The organism is Micromonospora sp. S4605 (assembly GCF_003176715.1).
Classification (GTDB): Bacteria; Actinomycetota; Actinomycetes; order Mycobacteriales; family Micromonosporaceae; genus Micromonospora; species Micromonospora echinaurantiaca.
In genome coordinates this window covers 1-23,892 of sequence record NZ_QGSW01000025.1, presented here as the reverse complement: position 1 = coordinate 23,892, position 23,892 = coordinate 1, and the positions used below count along the sequence as shown (strand labels likewise).

General features: G+C 71.4%; 21 protein-coding genes and 3 tRNA genes. 21 read left to right on the top strand and 3 right to left on the bottom strand.

Going from position 1 to position 23,892, the window contains the following annotated elements:
• Nucleotides 1–284 precede the first annotated feature (284 nt).
• Nucleotides 285–1,463, bottom strand: coding sequence for a CU044_5270 family protein (locus DLJ47_RS00695; protein ID WP_146227987.1), 1,179 nt, complete (start codon nt 1,461–1,463; stop codon nt 285–287).
• Nucleotides 1,460–2,026, bottom strand: coding sequence for an RNA polymerase sigma factor (locus tag DLJ47_RS00690; protein WP_233257591.1), 567 nt, complete (start codon nt 2,024–2,026; stop codon nt 1,460–1,462). The genes DLJ47_RS00695 and DLJ47_RS00690 overlap by 4 nt, the downstream gene beginning before the upstream one ends.
• Before the next feature lie 207 nt (nt 2,027–2,233).
• On the opposite strand from DLJ47_RS00690, the gene DLJ47_RS00685 reads away from it, so the two are divergent.
• Nucleotides 2,234–3,472 carry an MFS transporter gene (locus DLJ47_RS00685; RefSeq protein ID WP_109898172.1) on the top strand — a complete coding sequence of 413 codons (1,239 nt, stop codon included), beginning with the start codon at nt 2,234–2,236 and terminating at the stop codon, nt 3,470–3,472.
• A 130-nt stretch (nt 3,473–3,602) separates the two neighbouring features.
• On the opposite strand, the gene DLJ47_RS00680 is transcribed toward DLJ47_RS00685, so the two are convergent.
• Nucleotides 3,603–3,947, bottom strand: a complete 345-nt coding sequence (locus tag DLJ47_RS00680; protein ID WP_109898171.1) for a DoxX family protein — start codon at nt 3,945–3,947, stop codon at nt 3,603–3,605.
• A 554-nt stretch (nt 3,948–4,501) separates the two neighbouring features.
• Here DLJ47_RS00680 and DLJ47_RS35295 point away from each other — a divergent pair.
• The 20 genes from DLJ47_RS35295 to DLJ47_RS36550 all read left to right on the top strand — a co-directional run.
• Nucleotides 4,502–4,720: a hypothetical protein gene (locus DLJ47_RS35295; protein ID WP_146227986.1), complete on the top strand. Its 219-nt coding sequence runs from the start codon at nt 4,502–4,504 to the stop codon at nt 4,718–4,720.
• A gap of 59 nt (nt 4,721–4,779) precedes the next feature.
• On the top strand, nt 4,780–7,308 hold the full coding sequence (locus tag DLJ47_RS00675; RefSeq protein WP_109898170.1) for a putative bifunctional diguanylate cyclase/phosphodiesterase: 2,529 nt from the start codon (nt 4,780–4,782) through the stop codon (nt 7,306–7,308).
• A 107-nt stretch (nt 7,309–7,415) separates the two neighbouring features.
• Nucleotides 7,416–7,488: transfer RNA gene (locus DLJ47_RS00670), tRNA-Thr, on the top strand.
• 24 nt (nt 7,489–7,512) lie between these two features.
• A tRNA-Met gene (locus tag DLJ47_RS00665) sits at nt 7,513–7,585 on the top strand.
• A gap of 131 nt (nt 7,586–7,716) precedes the next feature.
• The gene (gene rpmG, locus DLJ47_RS00660) at nt 7,717–7,884 is read left to right on the top strand and encodes a 50S ribosomal protein L33 (RefSeq protein WP_007073056.1); all 168 of its coding nucleotides are present in this window, start codon (nt 7,717–7,719) and stop codon (nt 7,882–7,884) included.
• A 126-nt stretch (nt 7,885–8,010) separates the two neighbouring features.
• The gene (locus tag DLJ47_RS00655; RefSeq protein WP_109898169.1) at nt 8,011–8,457 is read left to right on the top strand and encodes a MaoC family dehydratase N-terminal domain-containing protein; all 447 of its coding nucleotides are present in this window, start codon (nt 8,011–8,013) and stop codon (nt 8,455–8,457) included.
• Between the two features lies 1 nt (nt 8,458).
• The gene (locus tag DLJ47_RS00650; RefSeq protein WP_088997358.1) at nt 8,459–8,851 is read left to right on the top strand and encodes a MaoC family dehydratase; all 393 of its coding nucleotides are present in this window, start codon (nt 8,459–8,461) and stop codon (nt 8,849–8,851) included.
• 128 nt (nt 8,852–8,979) lie between these two features.
• Nucleotides 8,980–9,052: transfer RNA gene (locus DLJ47_RS00645), tRNA-Trp, on the top strand.
• A gap of 210 nt (nt 9,053–9,262) precedes the next feature.
• Complete coding sequence (secE, locus tag DLJ47_RS00640) at nt 9,263–9,655, top strand: preprotein translocase subunit SecE (protein ID WP_109898168.1); 393 nt, start codon at nt 9,263–9,265, stop codon at nt 9,653–9,655.
• Nucleotides 9,656–9,693: 38 nt separating this feature from the next.
• Entirely contained in the window at nt 9,694–10,416 is a 723-nt protein-coding gene (nusG, locus tag DLJ47_RS00635) for a transcription termination/antitermination protein NusG (protein ID WP_109898167.1), read from the top strand.
• Nucleotides 10,417–10,600: 184 nt separating this feature from the next.
• On the top strand, nt 10,601–11,032 hold the full coding sequence (gene rplK / locus DLJ47_RS00630) for a 50S ribosomal protein L11 (RefSeq protein ID WP_109898166.1): 432 nt from the start codon (nt 10,601–10,603) through the stop codon (nt 11,030–11,032).
• Nucleotides 11,033–11,112: 80 nt separating this feature from the next.
• The gene (gene rplA, locus DLJ47_RS00625) at nt 11,113–11,829 is read left to right on the top strand and encodes a 50S ribosomal protein L1 (RefSeq protein WP_109898165.1); all 717 of its coding nucleotides are present in this window, start codon (nt 11,113–11,115) and stop codon (nt 11,827–11,829) included.
• A 77-nt stretch (nt 11,830–11,906) separates the two neighbouring features.
• The gene (locus DLJ47_RS00620) at nt 11,907–12,950 is read left to right on the top strand and encodes an ABC transporter ATP-binding protein (RefSeq protein ID WP_109898164.1); all 1,044 of its coding nucleotides are present in this window, start codon (nt 11,907–11,909) and stop codon (nt 12,948–12,950) included.
• Nucleotides 12,947–13,636: a hypothetical protein gene (locus DLJ47_RS00615; RefSeq protein WP_109898163.1), complete on the top strand. Its 690-nt coding sequence runs from the start codon at nt 12,947–12,949 to the stop codon at nt 13,634–13,636. Before DLJ47_RS00620 ends, DLJ47_RS00615 begins: the two co-directional genes overlap by 4 nt.
• A 394-nt stretch (nt 13,637–14,030) precedes the next feature.
• Nucleotides 14,031–14,576, top strand: a complete 546-nt coding sequence (gene rplJ, locus DLJ47_RS00610; RefSeq protein WP_109898162.1) for a 50S ribosomal protein L10 — start codon at nt 14,031–14,033, stop codon at nt 14,574–14,576.
• 57 nt (nt 14,577–14,633) lie between these two features.
• On the top strand, nt 14,634–15,023 hold the full coding sequence (gene rplL / locus DLJ47_RS00605) for a 50S ribosomal protein L7/L12 (protein ID WP_109898161.1): 390 nt from the start codon (nt 14,634–14,636) through the stop codon (nt 15,021–15,023).
• Between the two features lie 575 nt (nt 15,024–15,598).
• The gene (gene rpoB / locus DLJ47_RS00600; protein WP_109898160.1) at nt 15,599–19,030 is read left to right on the top strand and encodes a DNA-directed RNA polymerase subunit beta; all 3,432 of its coding nucleotides are present in this window, start codon (nt 15,599–15,601) and stop codon (nt 19,028–19,030) included.
• An 81-nt stretch (nt 19,031–19,111) separates the two neighbouring features.
• Nucleotides 19,112–23,002, top strand: a complete 3,891-nt coding sequence (locus DLJ47_RS00595; protein WP_109898159.1) for a DNA-directed RNA polymerase subunit beta' — start codon at nt 19,112–19,114, stop codon at nt 23,000–23,002.
• Between the two features lie 100 nt (nt 23,003–23,102).
• Nucleotides 23,103–23,471, top strand: a complete 369-nt coding sequence (locus tag DLJ47_RS00590) for a hypothetical protein (RefSeq protein WP_109898175.1) — start codon at nt 23,103–23,105, stop codon at nt 23,469–23,471.
• Nucleotides 23,472–23,668: 197 nt separating this feature from the next.
• The coding region (locus DLJ47_RS36550) for a hypothetical protein (protein ID WP_233257590.1) at nt 23,669–23,892 on the top strand (224 nt) is incomplete at its 3' end.

Sequence of the window (23,892 nt, the reverse complement as noted above, 5' to 3'; positions counted from 1 at the left end):
CTCGGGGCCGGGCTGCGCTTCGTCCGGCGTGATCCGCTGCTCCGGGCGATCGTCGCGATGGTGCTGCTGACGAACCTGCTCGACCAGGCGATGACGGCGGTGCTGGTCCCGGTGCCGGGCTGACCACGGCGTCACCGGCGCCAGGTCGGGCCGCATCACGCGGTTCCGGCAGGAAGGACGTCGACAACGGCCTGGCGGCCGTCGGACTGGCCCGACAACTCCATTGCGGTGCCCGGAGACGGCCGGCGGCGGGCTGTGCCGCCGCCGGCCGGTCGTTCCGGAGGTCAGTTCTCGACGTCCGCCGCCGGCGGGTCGTCGTCGGTGCTGGTCGACACCAGGACCAGGTCGTACGTGTACAGCGCTCCCGGTGCCAGCCACGACCACGAGTCACGCGGCTGCACCACGCGGAGCTCCCTGCTCAGGGCCTGCCCGGTGTCGGGGTCGATGATCAGACGTACCTCGAGCCCGTTCCCGGGGTCACCCGGCGTGAACGCGATCGCCTGCCCGGGCCGACCGCGCATGTCCTGGACGGCTCCCAGCCCGCGCACCCCCGGCAACGTGGCGAGCAGGCGGTACGCGGCGGCCCGCACCTCGTTGCTGACCGGCAGGTCGATCACCACATGGGTGGCGACGGTGAACAGCCACTCGTCGCGGTCGGTGGGCATGTCGCCGCCACCCCCGTCGAAGCGGCCGAGCAGTACGTCGCGGAGGCCGGCCGGATCGGTCGGCAGCGCGTCGAGTTCCGCCTGCGAGACGTTCCGGTCGCCGAGGGCGAACAGGTGCGCCGGGTCCACCTTGTCGCCGTAGATCCTGCCCGGGCCGATCCGCAGGTCGTACGGCTTCGGCTTGGTGATCCGGACGACGGACGGCGAACCGTCGCGCCGCCAGGCGGCCTCGTCGCCCGGCGTGGCGGGCGTGGCGCCGAGCGACTGCCCGAACACCCAACTGCTGTCGGCGTCGGAGCGGGCCAGCCAGTACTGGCCGCCGCTCCGGTCCACCATGGTGTACGTGCCGTCGGCGGCCTCGACCGGCACCGCCCGGCCGCTCTCGGTCTGCATGGTCAGGTAGCGCCCGCCGGATCGCGGGGCGCTGTCGCTGCGTTCGGCGGCCACGAGCAACAACCGGCTGGAGTCCATCGGCGCCTGGATCGCGGGCGCCGCGGCGCCGGGGGCGGCGTCGGGGGCGGCGTCGGGCGCGGTGCGCGGAGCGGTGCCCGGTCCGGTCACGGCCACGACGACGGCGGTCACGGTCGCCGCGGCCGCCCCCACCGTCCCGAGGAAGGCCACCCGTCGACGCCGGGACCCGCGCAGCCGGCCGAGCGTGACGTGCTGTTCGGTGGCCGAAGCGTCGGCCACGATGCCGGCGATGCCCGGCGGGAGTTGTTCGCTCCGGTGCGGCGGCGGGTCCAGCCGCGCCGGCCGGGCCTTGGCGAGCAGGTCCATCACGTCTGGTGATCGGTTCATCGGGTCGACTCCTTCGGAACGAGCGTGGCGGCGGGTCGAGGACGTTCCGGTTCGGCGGCGGCGGCCAGGGCGTTCTTCAGGTGACGCCGGGCGCGGTGCAGGCGCACGTAGTACGTCGCGGTGGAACAGCCGAGGACCCGAGCCGCCTGGCCGGGCACCAGCCCGTGCCAGGCGACCAGCGTCAGCAGTTCGCGGTCGTCGTCGGACAACCGGGCCAACGCGGTGAGCACCGCGGCCCGTTCGGCGACCCCGTCCGCGACGTCGGCGACGGACGCGTCGGCGATCCACGCGCGCAGCTCGGCGGCGACGGCCTGCTGCCGTTCCTCGGCGCGGTACCGCTCGTACACGATCCTGCGGGCGACGGCGAGCAGCCATGGCAGCGGAGTCGCCCTGGGCAGCGCCGGCAGCCGCCGCCACGCCACCAGGAAGGTCTCGGCGACGACCTCGTCGGCCAGCTGGCGACCGGCGCGGGTGACGGCGTACGCGTACACCTGCCGGTGGTGCGCCTGGTACACGGCGGTGAAATGATCACCGGGTTCGGGTTCGGGTTCGGGTTCTGGCACGGGTTCCGGCCCTCCCAAGTCAGGCTTCTCAGTCACCAGGAAATGTCTCGCGCACGCCGTTTCTTACCGGGAGCGTTCACCAGGGTGCGAGGTGGACCCGCGCGGCCCTGATCCGGCTCCGACCGGGGACCTTCGTCGGCCCGCGGGACGCGGCGATCGGGCACGCTGGGTCGTGGGACGACGCGGCGGCGACGGAAGGGGTGGGAGTTGGCGCCGGAGGTCTCGCCGGGCAGGGCCTGGGCGGCGCTCGTCGTGCTGTCATCCGCCGCGTTCGCGTTCATCACGACCGAACTGCTGCCGATCGGTCTGCTCACCCTCATGGCACCGGATCTCGACCGGTCACGGTCGCAGGTGGGCCTGCTGGTCAGCGGGTACGCCGTGGTGGTCGTGCTGGCGTCCGTACCGCTGGCCCGGCTGACCCGGCGGATCCCCCGCCGCGGGCTGCTCGGCGGCACGCTCGCGTTGTTCGCGGCCGCGAACCTGGTGGCCGCGCTCGCCTCGACGTACGCCGTGCTGGCCGGCGCCCGGGTCGTCACCGCGCTCACCCAGGCCCTGTTCTGGTCCATCGTCTCGCCAGCGGTGACCGGTCTCTTCCCGGTCGCCGTGCGCGGCCGGGTGGTGGCGTTGTTCGCGACCGGGGCGGCGCTCGCCCCGGTGCTCGGGGTCCCCGCCGGCACCTGGCTGGGGCAGCAGGCCGGCTGGCGCGCGGCGTTCGCGGTGCTGGCCGCCGTCGGCGCGGCCATCGCCGCCGCGGTCGTCGTGCTGATCCCGTCGTACGCCCCGGCGTCCGGCGGCGCCGCCCGGGGCACCGCGCCGCACCGGCGTCGCTTCGCGATGCTGCTGGTCGCGACCGCCGTCGGCATCGGCGGCTTCCTGACGTTGCAGACGTATGTGACACCGCTGCTGCTCGACGTCAGTGGCTTCACCGACGCCGCGCTGGCTCCGCTGCTGTTCGTCTCCGGCGCGACCGGCGTGGTCGGCACCATCCTGGTGGGCCGCACCCTCGACGCCCATCCGACCGGGTCGCTGCTGGTGCCGCTGAGCGTGGGCACCACCGCCCTGCTCGGCCTGTACGCCCTCGGCACCCTCCAGTCCGCAACGGTGGTCCTGCTCGCCGGCGTCGGCTTCGCCTACGCGGCGTTCGGCACCGCCGTCCAGAGCCGGATGCTGCAACTCGCCCCCGGCAGCACCGACATCGCCTCGGCCGGCGTCAGTACCGCCTTCAACGTCGGGATCGCCGGCGGGTCGATGCTCGGCGGTGTCCTGCTGCCCGGCCCCGGTCCGCGACTGCTCGCCCTCGTCGGCGGGTTGCTGACCCTGGTCGCGCTCGGGGTGCTCGCCGTCGACGCGCGCCGGCACGCCGTGCGCCCGCGGCCCGCCGCTCCGGCGGCGTCCGCCACGCTGGGCAGGACCGAGGGCGACGAGACGGCCGCTGCCACCCGGTGAGCCGGGCCCCCGCTGCCGGCGGGTGAGCGGGGCCGCCGGGACGGGCCCGGCGACCCCGCCAGCATCCGGTTGGTGCGGTCGGCCCGCGCCGCGCGTCCCGCGGCCGCCGGGCGGATCGCCGGGTGCGGCCTCAGTTGGCGAGCAGCGCCAGCGAACCGACCACCGGCGCCGCGTAGAGCAGCGGGAACGGGATGTGCGCGTACGACCGGGCCCGGAGCACGGTGACCACCGCACCGGTGAAATACAGCGCCAGGCCGACCCCGGCCAGCACGCCGACGACCGGCGCGACCAGGCCGACCAGCAGGCCCACGGCGCCCGCGGCCTTGGCCGCGCCGAGCCAGGGCCACCACGACCGGGGCACGCCGTAGTCGGCGAGCGGCTCCACGACCCACTTCGCGCGCAGGAAGACGGAGGCGGCGGAGAAGCCGACCATCGCGGCGGCCAGGACGGTGACGACGACGTAACTGGTGGACATGGCGACGCTCCTCATGGTGCGGATGCCGGTGCGGTGGTGGCTCCCGGCTGACTGACTCCCTCACCGCGTTGACCCGCCGCGCCGCGCCGGTGTGACAGGAGACCGGGAGGACTTTCCGAAGCGCCGCCGGGATCCGGTCACCGGCGCGGTGTCGGCTCGGCTCCGGGCCCCGACGGCGGTTACGCAACGGAGGGTGTCCGGGTGCTGGCGTCCGGGAGCCGAGGATGTATGGTGGTCGATGTGCCCGCCGCGCCGTCGTGCCGTCGGTGCGGGAGGCCAGTGGTATGGCGGGATGTGATCCGATCCGCCGGGAACGAGTCGATCAAGCGGTTACCACGGATTGCCGTGAAGGTCGTAATCCGCAGGGTGCGAAGTGGTCGGTGACGCGCGACCCCCGTGATCTGCGCTGGCTCGATGATGGCGGTGGCCCGAACGGCGCAACCTGGTCAACGCTCGGGCGGGGCGGGCTGGCGCGGCTTTTCCGTGTGCCCGCTCGTGTGGCACGATCGTGGAACCTCCACCATCCCTGTGACACTTCCCCGACAGGAGCAAACATGTCTGGTCGAAGGCTGGGCCGACTGGCTGGCTCGCTCCTCGTGCTTGCTGCCGCTGCCGCGATCGTCTACACCACCGGTCTCTACGCCATCGCCGGTAACTACCAGGCTGCCGACATCATCTGGACCATCAGCCCCGGCGACTCCGCCAGCTACCAGGCCGGCGACATCATCTGGACCGTCAGCCCGGGCGACTCCGCCGTCGACAGCGGGCTCTGACCGGAGCCATCATCATCACCGGCGGACGGCCGAGGCCGCGCCGGTTGTAGGGGAGCGGCATGGCGCAGCGTGAGCGCCCGCGACGGCGGTCGACCGACCATGCCTGGCTCATCACCGGGCCGCTCGCCCTGTTCGCCGTCGTCTGCGCCACGGTGACCGCGCTGGTCGCCGACGAGCCGGTCGGCGAGTGGCCGCAGGCGGCTCTCCTGCTGGTCGTCATGATCGGCGTCGGCATACCGGTGCTCAACTTCGTCGTCCGGCGTCAGTCGTTCGGCGTGACGCTCACCGAGATACCGCTCGTCGTCGCGCTGTACCTGCTTCCGCCGCTCACCGTCGTGGTCATCTACACGGTGGCCTCGGTGGTCACCCAGACCCGGCACCGCTTCTCACCGGCCAAGTTCTGGTTCAACGTCGCCAAGGCGGCGGCGGGCACCTCGCTGGCCGGGCTGGTCCTGCAGGCGCTGCCGCCGATGGGGGTGGTCGGCCCCGGCACCTGGTTGAGCCTCTTCGCCGCGGTCACCGCGGTGATCCTGGTCAGCCTCGCCGCGGTGGTCGGCGTACACACCCTGTTGCAGGGCTGGCAGGCCGGCCGGGACGCGCTCCGTACCGCTCCGCCGGCGCTGCTGACCGCGGCGATCAACGTCTCGATGGGCCTGATCATCCTGATCGCGGTCACCGCCACCTGGTGGTCGTTGGTGCTGCTGGCGGCGCTGGCCGCGGCGCTGGTCCTGGTCTACCGCTCCTACGCCCAGTTCTTCCGCCAGCACCGCACGCTCGCCGAGATGTACGACCTGACCCGGGCGATCGCCGAACGCGGCCAGGACGGCAGCCTGGTCGACGCGCTGCTGGGCCGGGTGCGGGCCCTGATGCAGGCCGAGTACGCGACGCTCTGGCTGCCCGCTCAGGGCCGGCACCCGGAGGTGCTGCTCACCGCCCGGGTGGACGACCCGGGTCTGCTCGACGTCGTGCCGACCCCGGCCACCCTTCGCGAGCGGGCCGCGGCCGAGGGCCGGACGATCGCGGTCGGCCGGGCCTTCGACGGCGCCCAGGAGGCGCGCCGGACGCTGAGCGACGGCAAGATCAAGGATGTAGTGGTGGTGCCGCTCCGCTCCGGCCAGGCGGTCATCGGCACCCTGGAGGTCGCCAACCGGCTCAGTGACGTCGGCCATTTCAGTCCGGGTGACATTCCCATCTTCGAGACGGTGGCGGCACACGCCGCGGTCGCCCTGGAGAACTCGCGGCTGGTCGACCGGCTGCGCCACGACGCCTATCACGACGCGCTGACCAAGCTGCCCAACCGGCGCCGGATCGTCGGTGCGCTGGACGAGTCGGTCAGGATCCGGGCGCCCGGCGAGGTGGTCGCGCTGCTGCTCTTCGACGTCGACGGGCTGCGCCAGGTGAACGAGTCGCTCGGTCATGCCGCCGGTGACAAGGTGCTCGCCGAGGTCGCCGACCGGTTGCGCGCCTGCGCGCCGTCGGCAGCCCTGGTCGGCCGGGCCGGCGGCGACGAGTTTCTGGTGACGCTGCGGCTGGAGAGCGTCGACGCGGCCCTCGACCTCGCCGCCCAGCTGCGCGAGCAGATCCGCGACGAGATGGTCTTCGACGGGCTCACCCTGGACGTCGACACGGCGGTCGGGGTGGCCGTACACCCGGATCACGGCAGCGACGCGGCCTCCCTGCTGCAACGGGTCGACCTGGCGGCGAACGCGGCGAAGTCCGTGCCGGGCAGCGTGCAGCTGTTCAACCCGGCGCTGGAGTCCCGGTCGCTGCGCCGGCTCGGCCTCGCCGGCGACCTGCGGCGGGCGCTCGACGACGGCGAGCTGGAGGTCTACTTCCAGCCGAAGGTGACCCTGCGGGACCGCCGGCTGGTCGGGGTGGAGTGCCTGGCCCGCTGGGAGCACCCGGCGCACGGCACGGTCGCCCCGGAGGACTTCGTGGCGGTGGCGGAGCACACCGGCCAGCTCGGCCGGCTCACCGAGTTCGTGCTCCGGGAGGGGCTGCGGCGCAGCCGGGACTGGGCGCCCGGCGGCCAGCCGCTCGCCGTCGCGGTCAACCTCTCCGCCCGTACGCTCACCGACCAGCACTTCCCGGCCCGGGTCGCCGAACTGCTCGACGAGTACGGCGTACCGCCGCACCGGCTCACCCTGGAGATCAAGGAGTCCGGGGTGCTGGACGGCACCGACCGCCCCATCCCGACCCTGCGCCGGCTGCGCGACCTCGGCGTACGGCTCTCGGTGGACGACTTCGGCACCGGCGACTCGTCCCTGGCCCACCTGCGCCGGCTGCCGGTGCACGAGGTCAAGGTCGACCGTTCGTTCGTACAGGGCATGGCCACCGACCCGGGTGATCTGGCGATCGTGAACGCGGTGGTCACCCTCTCCCAGCAGTTCGGGCTGGCGGTGGTGGCCGAGGGCGTGGAGAGCGAGTTGACCCTGGAGCTGCTGCAGGACATCGGCTGCGAGATCGGGCAGGGCTTCCTGTTCAGCCGCCCGCTGCCGTACGAGCGGCTGGAGGCCTGGTTCGGCGCCCAGGTGGACCCGGAAACGATCACCGCGGGCGAGCTGCCGCGCCTGCGTGTGGTGCCCTGAGCTGGGCGGACACCCCGGTGCGGGGTGGGCGGGGGATCCGATTTCACCTCCGGCGCGGGGCCGTGTAGTCTTACCCCTGCGCGTCGCCCCCCGGGGAGATCGCGCAGGCCCCCTTAGCTCAGTCGGCAGAGCGTCTCCATGGTAAGGAGAAGGTCTACGGTTCGATTCCGTAAGGGGGCTCGAGGGTTCAGCTGGACCCACCGCGGCGGTGTAGCTCAGATGGCAGAGCAAGCGGCTCATAATCGCTGTGTCGCCGGTTCAAGTCCGGCCACCGCTACTCTCGTCCTCCGGGCGTGTTCCTGGTGGTCGTAGGACGGGCGCCACTGGCGCCCACTTTGCATGTCCGCGTAGTCAGCGCGTAGGCTGATGCGCCGTAGTTGTTACCCGTAGCGAGGAAGGCACTCCGCCGTGGCGAAGGCGACCGATGTCCGGCCGAAGATCACTTTGGCGTGTGTGGAGTGCAAGGAGCGCAACTACATCACGCGCAAGAACCGTCGTAACGACCCGGACCGCATCGAGCTGAAGAAGTTCTGCCCGCGCGACGGCCGGCACACGGTCCACCGCGAGACCCGCTGACCTGCGGCCGGCCCCGCCGGACCGGTCCACAGCACTCCCGAGCGCCGATCTGTACGGCACGGCGCGGCTTCGAGCCGCAGCCGACCGCACAGATCGGCGCTCGCGTTCTGCGTGTAGGTTCGCGGCATGTCCCTGGACCCGTCCTTCGTCGGCCGGAGCTACCCGCCGACCGCCCCGTACCAGGTGGGCCGAGAGAAGATCCGCGAGTTCGCCACGGCGATCGGCGCCACCGACCCGGCCCACCACGACCCGGAGGCCGCTCGCGCGCTCGGCCACCCGGACGTGGTCGCCCCGCCGACCTTCCCCGTGGTGGTCACGATGGCCGCCAGCCGGCAGATCATCGAGGACCCGGCGCTGGGCGTCGACTACAGCCGCGTCGTGCACGGCGACCAGCGGTTCGCGTACACCCGCCCGGTGGTGGCCGGTGACGAGCTGGTCTGCGTCAACACCGTGGAGGACGTCACCTCCCGCGGCGGGCACGGCTTCCTGACCACCCGTACCGAGGTCAGCACCGTCGCCGGCGAGCCGGTGGTCACCGTCTGGTCCAAGATCGTCGTACGTGGGGAGGGCTGAGATGGAACTGCCCGCCAAGACCTTCCGGGTCACCCGGGCGGACCTGGTCCGCTACGCCGGCGCCTCCGGCGACTTCAACCCGATCCACTGGAGCGACCGGACCGCCACCAAGGTGGGCCTGCCCGGGGTGATCGCCCACGGCATGTTCACCATGGCGCTGGTCGGCCGGGCGGTCACCGAGTGGGCCGGCGCGCCCGACGCGGTGGTCGACTACGGCGTCCGCTTCACCCGGCCGGTGGTCGTCCCGGACGACGACCAGGGCACCGAGATCGAGGTGACAGCGGTGGTCCGGGAGGTCACCGAGGACGGCCTGACCAGGCTCGACGTGACCGCGACCTGCCTCGGCGAGAAGGTGCTGTCGCAGGCGCGGGCGACCATCCGGACGGCCCGCTGAGCCGGCTCGCGACGCGCGATGGGCAGACCGGTTGGGAAAGTCGTGCCGCTACCCGTACACTGGTCCGCCGTGGGGCAATCGACCCCTGCCCGGCCATGCGTGGTCGGGTGGGGCGAGCGTTGCCGCACAGGGGTGTAGCTCAATTGGCAGAGCAGCGGTCTCCAAAACCGCAGGCTGCAGGTTCAAGTCCTGTCACCCCTGCGCCTCAGGCCTGACCGTTCCCGTGGGTCGCGCCGCCGTCCGGCGGCGTTCGGCCCGTGGTGGTGGCATCGGCGGGGTGGCTCCGAGGCATCGGGCCCCCGGGTTGATCCGCCGGCCGCGGCCCGTCGCGGGACGGTTGGTCCGGCCGGCGTGACCAAGCGCCGCGCACGCCGACGGCGTGCGACCCCGACATCCCGCACGGAGGGCGAAGTGGCCGACAACAAGCGGCGCGGCGAGGACGCTGGCGACGACCGTCTGCACGACGAGGTCGTCGACGACGTGGCCGACGACGACGCCACCGACGCGGAGGAGCCGGTCTCCCGGGGCGGTGGCACCGCCACCCGGTCCCGGGCCAAGGCGGAGTCGGCCGACCGGCCGAAGACCCGGGCCGAGACCGACAAGGTGGGCCTCTTCGGCCGCATCGCCCGATTCATCCGCGAGGTCGTCGCCGAACTGCGTAAGGTCATCTGGCCGACGCGCAAGGAGCTGCTGACCTACACCGCCGTGGTGGTCGCCTTCGTCGCGGTGATGCTGACGATCGTGGCCGGCCTGGACTACGCCTTCGCCAAGGGCGTGCTGTGGGTCTTCGGCAACCCCAGCTGACCGGCTGACTGTGCCGATAGTGACGGAAGTGAGCGAGCGTGCCTGAGTACGACGAGACCGCCGGACCCGAGGACGAGCAGTCCACGGTGGCGACGGCGACTGGTGACGAGTCGGTCGAGGCCGCCAGCGAGCCGGAGTTCCCCACCAGTGAGCCCGCGCCCGACGAGGACTACGACCCGGTCGCCGAGCTGCGCCAGAAGCTGCGCTACGCGCCGGGCGACTGGTACGTGGTGCACTCGTACGCCGGCTACGAGAACAAGGTCAAGACCAACCTCGAGACCCGGATCACGTCCCTCGACATGGAGGACTACATCTACCAGGTCGAGGTGCCGACCCGGGAAGAGGTCGAGGTCAAGAACGGCAAGCGGTCCCAGGTGCAGGCCAAGGTCTTCCCGGGCTACATCCTGGTCCGGATGGAGCTGACCGCCGAGTCGTACTCCTGCGTGCGCAACACGCCGGGGGTCACCGGCTTCGTCGGTGCGACCGACCGGGCCGACCGCCCGGCGCCGCTCTCCCTCGACGAGGTGCTCAAGTGGCTGGCGCCGGCCGTCGAGACCGAGCAGAAGAAGGCCAAGCCCGAGGTCAAGGTCCTCGACTTCGAGGTCGGCGACTCGGTCACCGTCACCGACGGCGCGTTCGCCTCGCTGCCGGCCACGATCAGCGAGATCAACGCCGACCAGCAGAAGCTCAAGGTGCTGGTGTCGATCTTCGGCCGCGAGACGCCGGTCGAGCTGAACTTCAACCAGGTCGCCAAGATCTGAGTACGTCGGCACCGGTGGTGGGCCTCGCGGCCGGCCGCCGGTGCGTCGTTTCGCCGCCCGCCGGACCTCGGCCGGAGGGGCGGCGGACGGCTGCGCTACCCTAGAACGTCGGCTGTCCGCACCGCGCTGACCGTGCGCGCCCGCTGGCCGGCGACAATCCCAGTTCCAAGCCCCAGGAAGAGACATGCCTCCGAAGAAGAAGCTCGTCAAGACGTTCACGCTTCAGCTGCCGGCGGGCCAGGCCACCCCGGCGCCGCCGGTCGGCCCCGCGCTCGGCCAGCACGGCGTGAACATCATGGAGTTCTGCAAGTCCTACAACGCGCAGACCGAGTCCCAGCGGGGCGACATCGTCCCCGCCGAGATCAGCGTGTACGAGGACCGGTCCTTCACCTTCGTGCTGAAGACCCCGCCCGCCGCCCGGCTGCTGATCAAGGCCGCCGGCGTGCAGAAGGGCTCGGGCGTCCCGCACAAGGAGAAGGTCGGCTCGGTCACCCGCGCCCAGCTGCGCGAGATCGCCGAGAAGAAGATGGCCGACCTGAACGCCAACGACATCGACCAGGCTGAGAAGATCATCGCCGGCACCGCCCGGTCGATGGGCCTCAACGTCACCGACTGACCCCGGTCACCACCAGATCCAGTTCGTGGGAGGGCGCGCGGATCCCGCGGCCCGCCATAGACCACAGGAGTTACCAGAACATGCAGCGCAGCAAGAGCTACCGCAAGGCCGCCGAGGTCATCGACCGGTCCAAGCTCTACACCCCCGCCGAGGCCGTGAAGCTGGCCAAGGAGACCACCAACGTCAAGTTCGACGCCACGGTCGAGGTCGCCATGCGCCTCGGCGTCGACCCCCGCAAGGCGGACCAGATGGTCCGCGGCACGGTCAACCTGCCGCACGGCACCGGTAAGACCGCCCGCGTGATCGTCTTCGCCGCCGGCGCGAAGGCCGAGGAGGCCACCGCGGCGGGCGCCGACGAGGTGGGCACCGACGAGCTGGTCGCCCGGATCCAGGGCGGTTGGCTCGACTTCGACGCGGCGATCGCCACGCCGGACCAGATGGCCAAGATCGGCCGGATCGCGCGGATCCTGGGCCCGCGCGGTCTCATGCCGAACCCGAAGACCGGCACGGTGACCATGGACGTCACCAAGGCGGTGCAGGACATCAAGGGCGGCAAGATCACCTTCCGGGTGGACAAGCACTCGAACCTGCACCTGATCATCGGCAAGGCGTCCTTCTCGGAGGCGCAGCTGGTCGACAACTACGCGGCGGTCCTCGACGAGGTGCTGCGGGCCAAGCCGTCCGCGGCGAAGGGCACGTACCTCAAGAAGGTCACCCTCACCACCACCATGGGCCCGGGCGTCCCGGTCGACCCGAAGCTGGTGAAGAACCTCCAGGAGGCCCCGGCCGAGGGCTGAGCACCCGCTCCCGCAACGGGGCGTCGCCACACCGTGGCGGCGCCCCGTCCGCGTTCCGCTGTGGCAGGCTGCACCGCATGCGGCTGGAGAACGTCTGGTTGCGGTACCGCCGGCGGGGGCCGTGGGTGCTGCGTGGCACGGACGCCCGGATCGGCCCGGGCGAGGTGGTGGTCGTGCTCGGCCGCAACGGTGCCGGGAAGTCCACCCTGCTGCAGGTCGCGGCGGGGGTGCTGCGGCCGGTCCGGGGCCGGGTCACCGACCGGCCCGGTCGGGTCGGCTGGGTCCCCGAGCGGTTCCCCGCCGACCAGCCCTTCACCGTGGCGCGCTACCTGACCGGGATGGCACGGGTCGCCGGCCTCGACGCCGCGGCCGCCGGCCGGGCGGTGGCCGACTGGACCTCGCGGCTCGGCCTGTCCGCGTTCCGCGACGTACGGCTGCCGGAACTGTCCAAGGGCACCGCGCAGAAGGTCGGTCTGGCCCAGGCGATGCTCCGCCCGCCCGGCCTACTGGTGCTCGACGAGCCCTGGGAGGGGCTGGACGCCGGCGCCCGCGAACTGGTCCCGGCGGTGATCGACGAGGTGCTGGCCACCGGCGGTTCGGTGCTGGTCAGCGACCATCGCGGCGAGACCGTCCGGCTGCCCGGCGCGCGGCACTGGACGGTCGCCGACGGCACGGTCACCGAGGAGGCGTCGTCGGCCGGCACGGCGATCGCCGTGGTCGAGGTCGCGGTGCCCGCCGCGCGGGTCGCCGGCACCGTCGCCCGGTTGCGCGCCGAGGGCCACCACGTCCTGCGGGTACGCCCCGGCGACTCGCCCGCCGAGCCCGAGTCGTCCGGTCCCGGTGTCGACCCGCCTGCCGAGCCGGCGTCGTCCGGTCCCGGTGTCGACCCGCCTGCCGAGCCGGCGTCGCCCGGTCCTGATGTCGACCCGCCTGCCGAGCCGGCGTCGCCCGGTCCTGATGTCGACCCGCCTGCCGAACCCGGGCCCGCGTCGCCCGGTCCGGGCGGGCCGGTCGGCTCCGAGCCGACGTCGTCCGGTCCGCCCACGGGCCGGGCGGCGGAGCCGGCGCCCGCCGCGGGGGTGGCTGCCGAGGCCGGGCCGGCCACCGGGGCGCCCCGATGATCGCGCTGGTCCGGCTGCGGCTGGCCGGCTTCCTACGTACCGGCCGGGCGCTCGCCCCGGTGCTGGCCGGCCTGGTGGCGCTCGGCGTCCTGTACGGCGGCGGCCGCGCCCAGCCGGGGGAGGCGTACGGCGTCTCGGCGGCGGTGCTCTTCCCGGTGCTCGCCTGGCAGACCAAGGTGCTGCTGGACGTCGAGCCGGACGGCCAGCGCCGGCTGGCCCGGGTGGTGGCCGGGTTCCGGGGCGAGCAGGTGGCCGGGCTGTTGGCGGCCGGCGTGGCGGCGCTCGGCACGGTGGCGGTCGCGCTGGTCTTTCCCTGGCTGGTCGGCGGCGTCACCGGTCCGGTCGAGCCGGGGGACCAGCCGGTGGTGATCGGCGTCACCCTCGGCGCCTGGGCACACCTGCTGGTCGTACCGGCCGCGGTGGCGCTCGGCGCGCTGGCCAGCCGGGCCAGTACGGGCAGCGCGGGGTACGGCGTCGCGGTGCTGGCGGTCGGCGGGGTCGGCGCGGTCGTCCTCGGCCTGAGCGGCTCGGTCGCCCCCTGGCTGGCGCCGCCGGTGATGGCGACCGCCCGGGCCGTCGCCGGCGACCTGACCCTGCCGGTCGCCGCGCTGCTCACCGCGTGGACGGCCGGCTGGAGTGCGGTCGCCCTCGCCGGCTACTCCTGGCGCCGCCGGTCCCGCCCCTGAGCACCGGGCCCGCCGGCGCCGGGCCCGCCAGCGCCGGGGCAGCCGGCCGGCCGGGGGAGTGAGCCGGGCCACCCGGGGGAGTGAGCAGGGCCACCCGGGGGGCGATTTGGCGGCCGGTGGAAGCGTCGCGTAACCTTGGCCGCGAAGTTCCACCCAGAGACCGCTGGTCACCGTGCTCCGGCACGGTCGAAGGTCCCGCGACGACGGGCGACCCGCGCAGGGCGGCAAGCGAAAATCGGCAGTTCAGCATGGTCCGCCGACCGTGCCTGCGGCTGCCGGCCCTCGCCCCGTGCGCCCTGCGCCGGGGCTTTTCTCGTTGTCGTGTCGCCTCCGCCACCGTCGACAGCCCCGCTGCCCGACGGTGACCAGCCTCGAGTAACGAGAGAGGAGGGACATGGCGGACAAGCCGATCCGGGCCGACAAGGCCACGGCCGTCGCTGAGCTGACCGAGAGCTTCCGCACCGCGGGCGCCACGGTGCTGACCGAGTACCGCGGTCTGACGGTTTCCCAGCTCACCCAGCTGCGGCGCTCGCTCGGCAAGGAGACCACCTACACCGTCGCGAAGAACACGCTGGCCAAGCGTGCCGCGACGGACGCGGGCATCTCCGGCCTCGACGAGCTGTTCACCGGTCCTACCGCGCTGACTTTCGTTTCGGGCGACGTCGTCGAGGCGGCGAAGGGGCTTCGCGACTTCGCGAAGGCCAACCCGAAGCTCGTCATCAAGGGCGGTGTCTTCGAGGGCAAGGCCATTTCCGCGGCCGAGGTCACGAAGCTCGCCGACCTGGAGTCCCGTGAGGTGCTGCTGGCCAAGCTGGCCGGCGCGATGAAGGGCAACCTGAGCAAGGCCGCGGCCCTGTTCCAGGCTCCGCTCTCCAAGGCCGCCCGCGCGGCGGCCGCCCTGGCGGACAAGCGCGAGAAGGAGGGTGCCGAGGCGGCCTGAGGCCCTCTCGCGCATCCGGTCAATTCTTTGTAATTCCAGTTGGAAAGGACGCCAGACATGGCGAAGCTCAGCACCGAAGAGCTGCTCGACGCGTTCAAGGAGATGACGCTGATCGAGCTCTCCGAGTTCGTGAAGCAGTTCGAGGAGACCTTCGAGGTCACCGCCGCCGCCCCGGTCGCCGTGGCCGCGGGTGCCCCGGCCGCCGGCGGCGCCGCCGCCCCGGCCGAGGAGGAGAAGGACGAGTTCGACGTCATCCTCGACGCCGACGGTGGCAAGAAGATCCAGGTCATCAAGGTCGTGCGTGAGCTGACCGGCCTGGGCCTCAAGGAGGCCAAGGACCTGGTCGAGGCCGCGCCGAAGCCGGTCCTGGAGAAGGTCAACAAGGAGACCGCGGACAAGGCCAAGGCCAAGCTCGAGGGCGAGGGCGCCAAGGTCACCCTCAAGTGATCTGAGGTACGACCAGGCGCGCTTCCGGCTCACGTGAGCCGGGGCACACCGCGTCGCGGCGGGCGGTGATCCGGGGACGGATCGCCGCCCGCCGTGTTGGTGGACCCGGCCGGAAGCGGCGTGAGCAGGGCGTCCGTCGCCCGGTGCGGAGCGTGCGGCGACCCGGTGTCGGTAGTCCGTCGGTGGGAAAGACACGCGACCCGGACACCGGCCCTTGACGCGGCACCGGCCTGCCAGGCACGCTGACACCAGCAAGACCTTCCGCGCTTGCAACGGCCACCACTTGGGTAATGGCAGCGGCAGCACCACCGGCCGCGGCAACCTGAGCGGCCCGGCGGGAACGTTGCGTTCCGAGCGGCCCGGTCGACCCGGTTCTCCGGGGTCCCGAGGCACGTTCCGCAACGACCTGCGGGGTGGGCTGGACAGCGGTTAGCCTCTCGGCTACACTGCTAGTTTGCGCTGCCTTCCGACTTGACCCCTGCTCGGAAATGTCCGTTTCCGGATATTTCTGGTGGGGTCATTGGAGTGCACGCGTACCAGCCGTTCTGCAGCACCGGTCCTCGGAAGGACGCATCTTGGCAGCTTCCCGCCCTGCGAAGACCAGTCGTACGTCGAGCGCTTTCGCTCCCCGCCGAGTTTCATTCGGCAGGATCACCGAACACCTCGAGGTCCCCAACCTCCTCGCCATCCAGAACGAGTCCTTCGACTGGCTGGTCGGCAACGAGGCTTGGCAGGGCCGGTCGGCGGACGACCCGCACGCACGCTCGGGTCTCGCGGAGATCCTCGACGAGATCAGTCCCATTGAGGACTTCTCCGGCACCATGTCGCTCTCCTTCTCGGCTCCGCGCTTCGACGAGGTCAAGGCCTCGATCGAGGAGTGCAAGGAGAAGGACCTCACCTACTGCGCGCCGCTCTTCGTGACCGCGGAGTTCACCAACAACACCACCGGCGAGATCAAGAGCCAGACGGTGTTCATGGGTGACTTCCCGATGATGACGCCGAAGGGCACCTTCATCATCAACGGCACCGAGCGCGTCGTGGTCAGCCAGCTCGTCCGGTCCCCGGGCGTCTACTTCGACAAGCAGCCGGACAAGACCTCCGACCGCGACCTCTCCAGCGTCAAGGTCATCCCGAGCCGGGGTGCCTGGCTGGAGTTCGACATCGACAAGCGCGACACGGTCGGCGTCCGCATCGACCGCAAGCGCCGGCAGGCCGTCACGGTCCTGCTCAAGGCCATCGGATGGTCGGCCGAGCAGATCCGTGAGCGGTTCGGCTGGTCCGAGCTGATGATGACCACGCTCGAGAAGGACCACATCGCCGGCCAGGACGAGGCGCTCCTCGACATCTACCGCAAGCTGCGCCCCGGCGAGCCGCCGACGCGCGAGAACGCCCAGACCCTGCTCGACAACCTCTTCTTCAACCCGAAGCGGTACGACGTCGCCAAGGTCGGGCGGTACAAGTTCAACAAGAAGCTCCAGCTGGACGTGCCGATCACCACCGGCACGCTGACCGAGGACGACATCGTCGCCACCGTGGAGTACCTCTGCCGGCTGCACGCCGGTGAGGAGGGCTACGAGGCCGACGACATCGACCACTTCGGCAACCGGCGCCTGCGTACCGTGGGCGAGCTCATCCAGAACCAGGTCCGGGTGGGCCTGTCCCGGATGGAGCGGGTCGTCCGCGAGCGGATGACCACCCAGGACGTCGAGGCCATCACGCCGCAGACCCTGATCAACATCCGCCCGGTGGTGGCGGCGATCAAGGAGTTCTTCGGCACCTCGCAGCTGTCCCAGTTCATGGACCAGACCAACCCGCTGGCGGGCCTGACCCACCGGCGCCGGCTGAGCGCGCTCGGCCCGGGTGGTCTGTCCCGGGAGCGGGCCGGCTTCGAGGTCCGTGACGTGCACCCGTCCCACTACGGCCGGATGTGCCCGATCGAGACGCCGGAAGGCCCGAACATCGGCCTGATCGGCGCGCTGTCCACCTTCGCCCGGGTCAACCCGTTCGGCTTCATCGAGACGCCGTACCGGAAGGTCGTCGACGGTCGGGTCACCGACCAGATCGACTACCTGACCGCGGACGAGGAGGACCGGTTCGTCAAGGCGCAGGCCAACGCGCCGCTGAAGGCGGACGGCTCGTTCGCCGAGGACCGCGTCCTGGTCCGCCGTAAGGGCGGCGAGACCGAGGACGTCCCGCCGGCGGCCGTGGACTACATGGACGTCTCGCCGCGGCAGATGACCTCGGTCGCGACCGCGATGATCCCGTTCCTCGAGCACGACGACGCCAACCGGGCGCTGATGGGCGCGAACATGCAGCGCCAGGCGGTGCCGCTGGTCAAGGCCGAGGCGCCGCTGGTCGGCACCGGCATGGAGTACCGGGCAGCGGTCGACGCCGGCGACGTGGTGGTCGCCGAGGTCGGCGGTGTGGTCGAGGACCTCTGCGCCGACTACATCACCGTGCACCAGGACGACGGCCACCGTCGTACCTACCTGCTGCACAAGTTCCGCCGCTCCAACGCCGGCTCCTGCGTCAACCAGAAGCCGGTGGTCTTCGAGGGCGACCGCGTCGAGGCCGGCCAGGTCATTGCCGACGGTCCGTGCACCGACGAGGGCGAGATGGCGCTCGGGCGCAACCTGCTCGTGGCGTTCATGACCTGGGAGGGGCACAACTACGAGGACGCGATCATCCTGTCGCAGCGCCTCGTGCAGCAGGACGTGCTCACCTCGATCCACATCGAGGAGCACGAGGTCGACGCCCGGGACACCAAGCTCGGCCCGGAGGAGATCACCCGCGACATCCCGAACGTCAGCGAGGAGATGCTCGCGGACCTCGACGAGCGCGGCATCATCCGGATCGGCGCCGAGGTCGTCCCCGGCGACATCCTGGTCGGCAAGGTCACGCCCAAGGGCGAGACCGAGCTGACCCCGGAGGAGCGGCTGCTCCGCGCGATCTTCGGTGAGAAGGCGCGCGAGGTCCGGGACACCTCGCTGAAGGTGCCGCACGGTGAGACCGGCACGGTCATCGGCGTGCGTACCTTCTCCCGCGAGGACGGCGACGAGCTGCCCCCGGGCGTCAACGAGCTGGTCCGGGTCTACGTCGCCCAGAAGCGGAAGATCCAGGACGGCGACAAGCTCGCCGGCCGGCACGGCAACAAGGGCGTCATCTCCAAGATCCTGCCGATCGAGGACATGCCGTTCCTGGAGGACGGCACCCCGGTCGACATCGTGCTCAACCCGCTCGGTGTGCCGAGCCGGATGAACATCGGCCAGGTGCTGGAGACGCACCTCGGCTGGGTGGCCAAGACCGGCTGGAGCGTCGACGGTGACGACGCCGAGTGGAAGCGCCAGCTCCGCTCGATCGAGGCGCACGAGTCCGAGCCGGACACCAACGTGGCCACGCCGGTCTTCGACGGTGCCCGCGAGGAGGAGATCTCCGGTCTGCTCGCGTCGACCCTGCCCAACCGGGACGGCAAGCAGCTGATCGGCTCCAGCGGCAAGGCGCAGCTGTTCGACGGTCGCTCCGGCGAGCCGCTGCCGGACCCGATCGCGGTCGGCTACATCTACATCCTGAAGCTCAACCACCTGGTCGACGACAAGATCCACGCCCGGTCGACCGGCCCGTACTCGATGATCACGCAGCAGCCGCTGGGTGGTAAGGCGCAGTTCGGTGGCCAGCGCTTCGGTGAGATGGAGTGCTGGGCGATGCAGGCCTACGGCGCCGCGTACGCGCTGCAGGAGCTGCTGACCATCAAGTCCGACGACGTCCTCGGCCGGGTCAAGGTCTACGAGGCCATCGTCAAGGGCGAGAACATCCCCGAGCCGGGCATCCCGGAGTCGTTCAAGGTGCTGCTCAAGGAGCTGCAGTCGCTGTGCCTCAACGTCGAGGTGCTCTCCAGCGACGGTGTGGCCCTGGAGATGCGCGAGACCGACGACGAGGTGTTCCGGGCCGCGGAGGAGCTGGGCATCGACCTGTCCCGGCGCGAGCCGAGCTCGGTCGAAGAGGTCTGAGGTGAGCGGTCGGGAGCCGGTTCGCCGGCTCCCGACCCCACCCACTAGCTAAGCAGTACAGACGACGACATAGGGGACATAGTGCTCGACGTCAACTTCTTCGACGAGCTGCGTATCGGCCTCGCCACCGCCGACGACATCCGTCAGTGGTCCCACGGCGAGGTCAAGAAGCCTGAGACGATCAACTACCGCACCCTGAAGCCGGAAAAGGACGGGCTCTTCTGCGAGAAGATCTTCGGTCCGCAGCGGGACTGGGAGTGCTACTGCGGTAAGTACAAGCGGGTCCGGTTCAAGGGCATCATCTGCGAGCGCTGCGGCGTCGAGGTGACCCGGTCCAAGGTCCGTCGTGAGCGGATGGGGCACATCGAGCTGGCCGCTCCGGTGACCCACATCTGGTACTTCAAGGGCGTGCCGAGCCGGCTGGGCTACCTGCTGGACCTCGCCCCCAAGGACCTCGAGAAGATCATCTACTTCGCCTCGTACGTCGTGACGAGCGTGGACGCCGAGGCGCGTCACCGCGACCTCTCGACCATCGAGAACGAGATCCTGGCCGAGAAGCGGCAGGCCGAGAACAGCCGCGACTCGGAGATCGAGAAGCGGGCCGCCAAGCTCGAAGCCGACCTGGCCGAGCTGGAGGCCGAGGGTGCCAAGGCGGACGTCCGGCGCAAGGTCAAGGAGGGCGGAGAGCGCGAGATGCGCCAGATCCGCGACCGGGCCCAGCGCGAGATCGACCGCCTGGACGAGGTGCTGGACACCTTCCGCAAGCTGGAGCCGAAGCAGCTGGTCACCGACGAGCTGCTCTACCGCGAGCTGCGGGACCGGTTCGGTGAGTACTTCACCGGCGGCATGGGCGCCGAGGCGATCAAGGCGCTGGTCCAGAACATGGACCTCGACGCCGAGGCGGAGAGCCTGCGGGAGACCATCCGCTCCGGCAAGGGGCAGCGGAAGATCCGGGCGCTCAAGCGGCTGAAGGTCGTCGCGGCGTTCCTCAACACCCGCAACTCGCCGCTCGGCATGGTGCTGGACTGCGTTCCGGTCATCCCGCCGGACCTGCGCCCGATGGTGCAGCTCGACGGTGGCCGCTTCGCGACCTCCGACCTGAACGACCTGTACCGCCGCGTGATCAACCGGAACAACCGGCTCAAGCGGCTGATCGACCTCGGCGCGCCCGAGATCATCGTGAACAACGAGAAGCGGATGCTGCAGGAGGCCGTCGACGCGCTGTTCGACAACGGCCGCCGCGGCCGGCCGGTCACCGGCCCGGGCAACCGTCCGCTGAAGTCGCTGTCCGACATGCTCAAGGGCAAGCAGGGCCGGTTCCGGCAGAACCTGCTGGGCAAGCGCGTCGACTACTCCGGCCGTTCGGTCATCGTGGTCGGCCCGAAGCTCAAGCTGCACCAGTGCGGCCTGCCCAAGCAGATGGCGCTGGAGCTGTTCAAGCCGTTCGTGATGAAGCGGCTGGTCGACCTCAACCACGCGCAGAACATCAAGTCCGCCAAGCGGATGGTCGAGCGGCAGCGGCCGGTCGTGTGGGACGTGCTGGAAGAGGTCATCGGCGAGCACCCGGTGCTGCTCAACCGGGCGCCGACCCTGCACCGGCTGGGCATCCAGGCCTTCGAGCCGCAGCTGGTCGAGGGCAAGGCCATCCAGATCCACCCGCTGGTCTGCACCGCGTTCAACGCCGACTTCGACGGTGACCAGATGGCGGTGCACGTGCCGCTGTCCGCCGAGGCCCAGGCCGAGGCGCGGATCCTGATGCTGTCGTCGAACAACATCCTCAAGCCGGCCGACGGCAAGCCGGTCACCATGCCCACCCAGGACATGGTCATCGGCCTCTACCACCTCACCCACCTCACGCCCGACGAGAAGGGTGCGGGCCGGGCGTTCAGCTCGGACGCCGAGGCGCGGATGGCGTACGACAACGGCGAGCTGCACCTGCAGGCTCCGGTGAAGATCCGGCTGCGCGGCGTGGTCGGGGTCGACAACGGCGCCGGCGCCGAGCCGTGGACCGCCCCTGAGGGCTGGGTCGAGGGCGACCCGCTGACCGTGGAGACCACCCTCGGCCGGGTGCTGTTCAACGAGACGCTGCCGCAGGGCTACCGCTTCGTGAACTACGAAATCCGCAAGGGTCAGCTCTCCGCGATCGTCAACGACCTCGCCGAGCGCTTCCCGAAGGTGGCCCTGGCGGCCACCCTGGACGGGCTCAAGGAGGCCGGCTTCCACTGGGCCACCTGGTCCGGCGTGACGATCGGCATGGAGGACGTCATCGCACCGCCGCGCAAGGCGGAGATCCTGGAGCGGTACGAGAAGGAAGCCGACCGGATCGACAAGCAGTACCAGCGTGGTCTGATGACCGCCGAGGAGCGTCGCGGCGAGCTCATCGAGATCTGGACCAAGGCGACCAACGAGGTCGCCAAGGAGATGGACACCGCGCTGCCGCAGGAGAACCCGCTGTGGAAGATGATCAACTCGGGTGCTCGCGGTAACCTGCTCCAGCTCCGGCAGATCGCGGCGATCCGCGGTCTGGTGGCCAACCCGAAGGGTGAGATCATCCCGCGGCCGATCAAGGCCAGCTACCGGGAGGGTCTGTCCGTGCTGGAGTACTTCATCTCCACGCACGGTGCCCGGAAGGGTCTCGCCGACACCGCGCTGCGTACCGCCGACTCGGGTTACCTGACCCGTCGTCTGGTGGACGTCTCGCAGGACGTCATCATCCGCGAGGAGGACTGCGGCACCGACCGGGCGATCCCGATGCAGATCGGGCAGCGCACCGAGGACGGCCGGCTCGTCGTGCACGAGCACGCGGAGACCAGCGTGCACGCCCGTACCCTGGCCGACGACATCAAGGGGCCGGACGGCACCGTCGTCGCCGAGCGGGGCGCGGACATCAACTCGATCCTGGTCGACAGGATCGTCGCCGCCGGGGTGGAGTCGGTGCGGGTGCGCAGCGTGCTCACCTGCGAGTCGAAGCTGGGTGTCTGCGGTGCGTGCTACGGCCGCTCGCTGCCGACCGGCAAGACCGTGGACGTCGGCGAGGCGGTCGGCATCATCGCCGCCCAGTCGATCGGTGAGCCGGGTACGCAGCTGACGATGCGTACCTTCCACACCGGTGGTGTCGCGGGTGAGGACATCACCCAGGGTCTGCCGCGTGTCCAGGAGATCTTCGAGGCCCGGGTCCCGAAGGGTAAGGCGCCCATCGCCGACACCCCCGGCCGGATCCGGATCGAGGACGGCGAGCGGTCCCGGAAGATCATCGTGGTGCCGGACGACGGCAGCGACGAGATCGTCTACGACAAGATCTCCAAGCGGGTCCGGCTGCGGGCCCACGACGGCGATCACGTCGAGGTCGGCGAGAAGCTCACCGAGGGCACCATCGACCCGCACGAGCTGCTGCGCATCCTCGGCCCGCGCGCGGTCCAGGTCCACCTGACCCAGGAGGTCCAGGAGGTCTACCGCTCGCAGGGTGTGCTCATCCACGACAAGCACATCGAGATCATCATCCGCCAGATGCTCAAGCGGGTGACGGTCATCGACTCCGGCTCGACCGAGTTCCTGCCGGGCGTGCTGGTCGACCGGGCGCTGTTCGAGTCGGAGAACCGCCGGCTCGTCTCGGAGGGCGGTGAGCCCGCCGCCGGTCGCCCGGTGCTGATGGGTATCACCAAGGCCTCGCTGGCCACGGACTCCTGGCTGTCGGCGGCCTCCTTCCAGGAGACCACCCGGGTGCTGACGGACGCGGCGATCCACGCCCGCAGCGACTCGCTGATCGGCCTCAAGGAGAACGTGATCATCGGCAAGCTCATCCCGGCCGGTACCGGTATCAGCAAGTACCGCAACGTCCGGGTCGAGCCGACCGAGGAGGCGAAGGCCAAGGTCTACTCGATGACCGGCTACCCGGAGACCGACTACGGCTTCGGGCCGGCCAGCGGCCAGGCGGTGCCGCTGGACGACTTCGACTTCGGGTCGTACCGCTAATCGCACCAACGCACGAGGCCCCCGGCAGCCGCCGGGGGCCTCGTCGTGTCCGGGCCGGGAGTGCCTGCCGGTGGCGCGGGGCCGGGGCATGATGGTGGGCATGACGACCGCACCCGGGCAGGTGCCCGTCGCCCCGCAGCCGCTGCGCCACCCGCTCGACCCGGACCCGGCCCGGGCCACCAAGGCCAGGGCGGTCTTCGCGCTGGGGCTGATCGGCGCGCTCACCGGCCTGTTCCTGGGCGGGGTGGTGCCCGCCACGGTGGCGCTCCAGCTGGCCCGGCAGGCGCGCCGGGAGGCGTACGCCTCGGGCGGTTTCCTGACCGGCGCGGCCTGGCTGCGGCGGGGTGAGCAGCTGGCCTGGACGGGCCTGGTGCTGGTCGCGGTCAGCCTGGTGGTCGCCGTGGTGGTCGGCGTGGTCCGGCTGGCAGACGCGCCCTTCGGCCAGGACTTCGCGCCGAACGTGGACTGACGCCGGCGAGGGAACCCGTGCCCGCCGGGCACGGCCGCCGTGCGTCGCGGCGGTAGCCTGGCCGGTGTCCGTCGCGCGGCGGTGGACGCCGACGGCCGACAGGAGGAGTTCGTGACGGATCCGGCGCGCCCCACGGGCGGTGAACCCGGGCAGTCCGCCGCCGGCGGCGCGGACGCCGCACCGGCCAGCGGCAGCGGGTGGGCCCGTCCCGACGCCGCGCCGGACGCCGCCCCGCCGCCGAACGCGCCCGCCGCACACCCGCCGACGCCGTCCGGCGCGCCGGAGTCGACGTCGGCCCAGGCCGGGGAGCACCCGTCCGCCGCGTTCCCGGCCTCCTCGCCGTTCCCGGCATCGTCGCCATTCCCGGCCCCGGCATCCTGGCCGTCCCCGCCGTCCCCGCCCTCCTCGGCGTCCCCGGCAT

Bases quoted from the DNA above. Each gene is read 5' to 3' on its own strand.
- DLJ47_RS00615 (WP_109898163.1), top strand. From the start codon at position 12,947: ATGATCGCGCTGGTCCGGCTGCGGCTGGCCGGCTTCCTACGTACCGGC.
- DLJ47_RS00620 (WP_109898164.1), top strand. From the start codon at position 11,907: ATGCGGCTGGAGAACGTCTGGTTGCGGTACCGCCGGCGGGGGCCGTGG.
- DLJ47_RS35295 (WP_146227986.1), top strand. From the start codon at position 4,502: ATGTCTGGTCGAAGGCTGGGCCGACTGGCTGGCTCGCTCCTCGTGCTT.
- rplA (WP_109898165.1), top strand. From the start codon at position 11,113: ATGCAGCGCAGCAAGAGCTACCGCAAGGCCGCCGAGGTCATCGACCGG.
- DLJ47_RS00590 (WP_109898175.1), top strand. From the start codon at position 23,103: ATGACGACCGCACCCGGGCAGGTGCCCGTCGCCCCGCAGCCGCTGCGC.
- rplK (WP_109898166.1), top strand. From the start codon at position 10,601: ATGCCTCCGAAGAAGAAGCTCGTCAAGACGTTCACGCTTCAGCTGCCG.
- DLJ47_RS00680 (WP_109898171.1), bottom strand. From the start codon at position 3,947: ATGTCCACCAGTTACGTCGTCGTCACCGTCCTGGCCGCCGCGATGGTC.
- rplL (WP_109898161.1), top strand. From the start codon at position 14,634: ATGGCGAAGCTCAGCACCGAAGAGCTGCTCGACGCGTTCAAGGAGATG.
- DLJ47_RS00695 (WP_146227987.1), bottom strand. From the start codon at position 1,463: ATGAACCGATCACCAGACGTGATGGACCTGCTCGCCAAGGCCCGGCCG.
- DLJ47_RS00650 (WP_088997358.1), top strand. From the start codon at position 8,459: ATGGAACTGCCCGCCAAGACCTTCCGGGTCACCCGGGCGGACCTGGTC.
- DLJ47_RS00655 (WP_109898169.1), top strand. From the start codon at position 8,011: ATGTCCCTGGACCCGTCCTTCGTCGGCCGGAGCTACCCGCCGACCGCC.
- rplJ (WP_109898162.1), top strand. From the start codon at position 14,031: ATGGCGGACAAGCCGATCCGGGCCGACAAGGCCACGGCCGTCGCTGAG.
- DLJ47_RS00675 (WP_109898170.1), top strand. From the start codon at position 4,780: ATGGCGCAGCGTGAGCGCCCGCGACGGCGGTCGACCGACCATGCCTGG.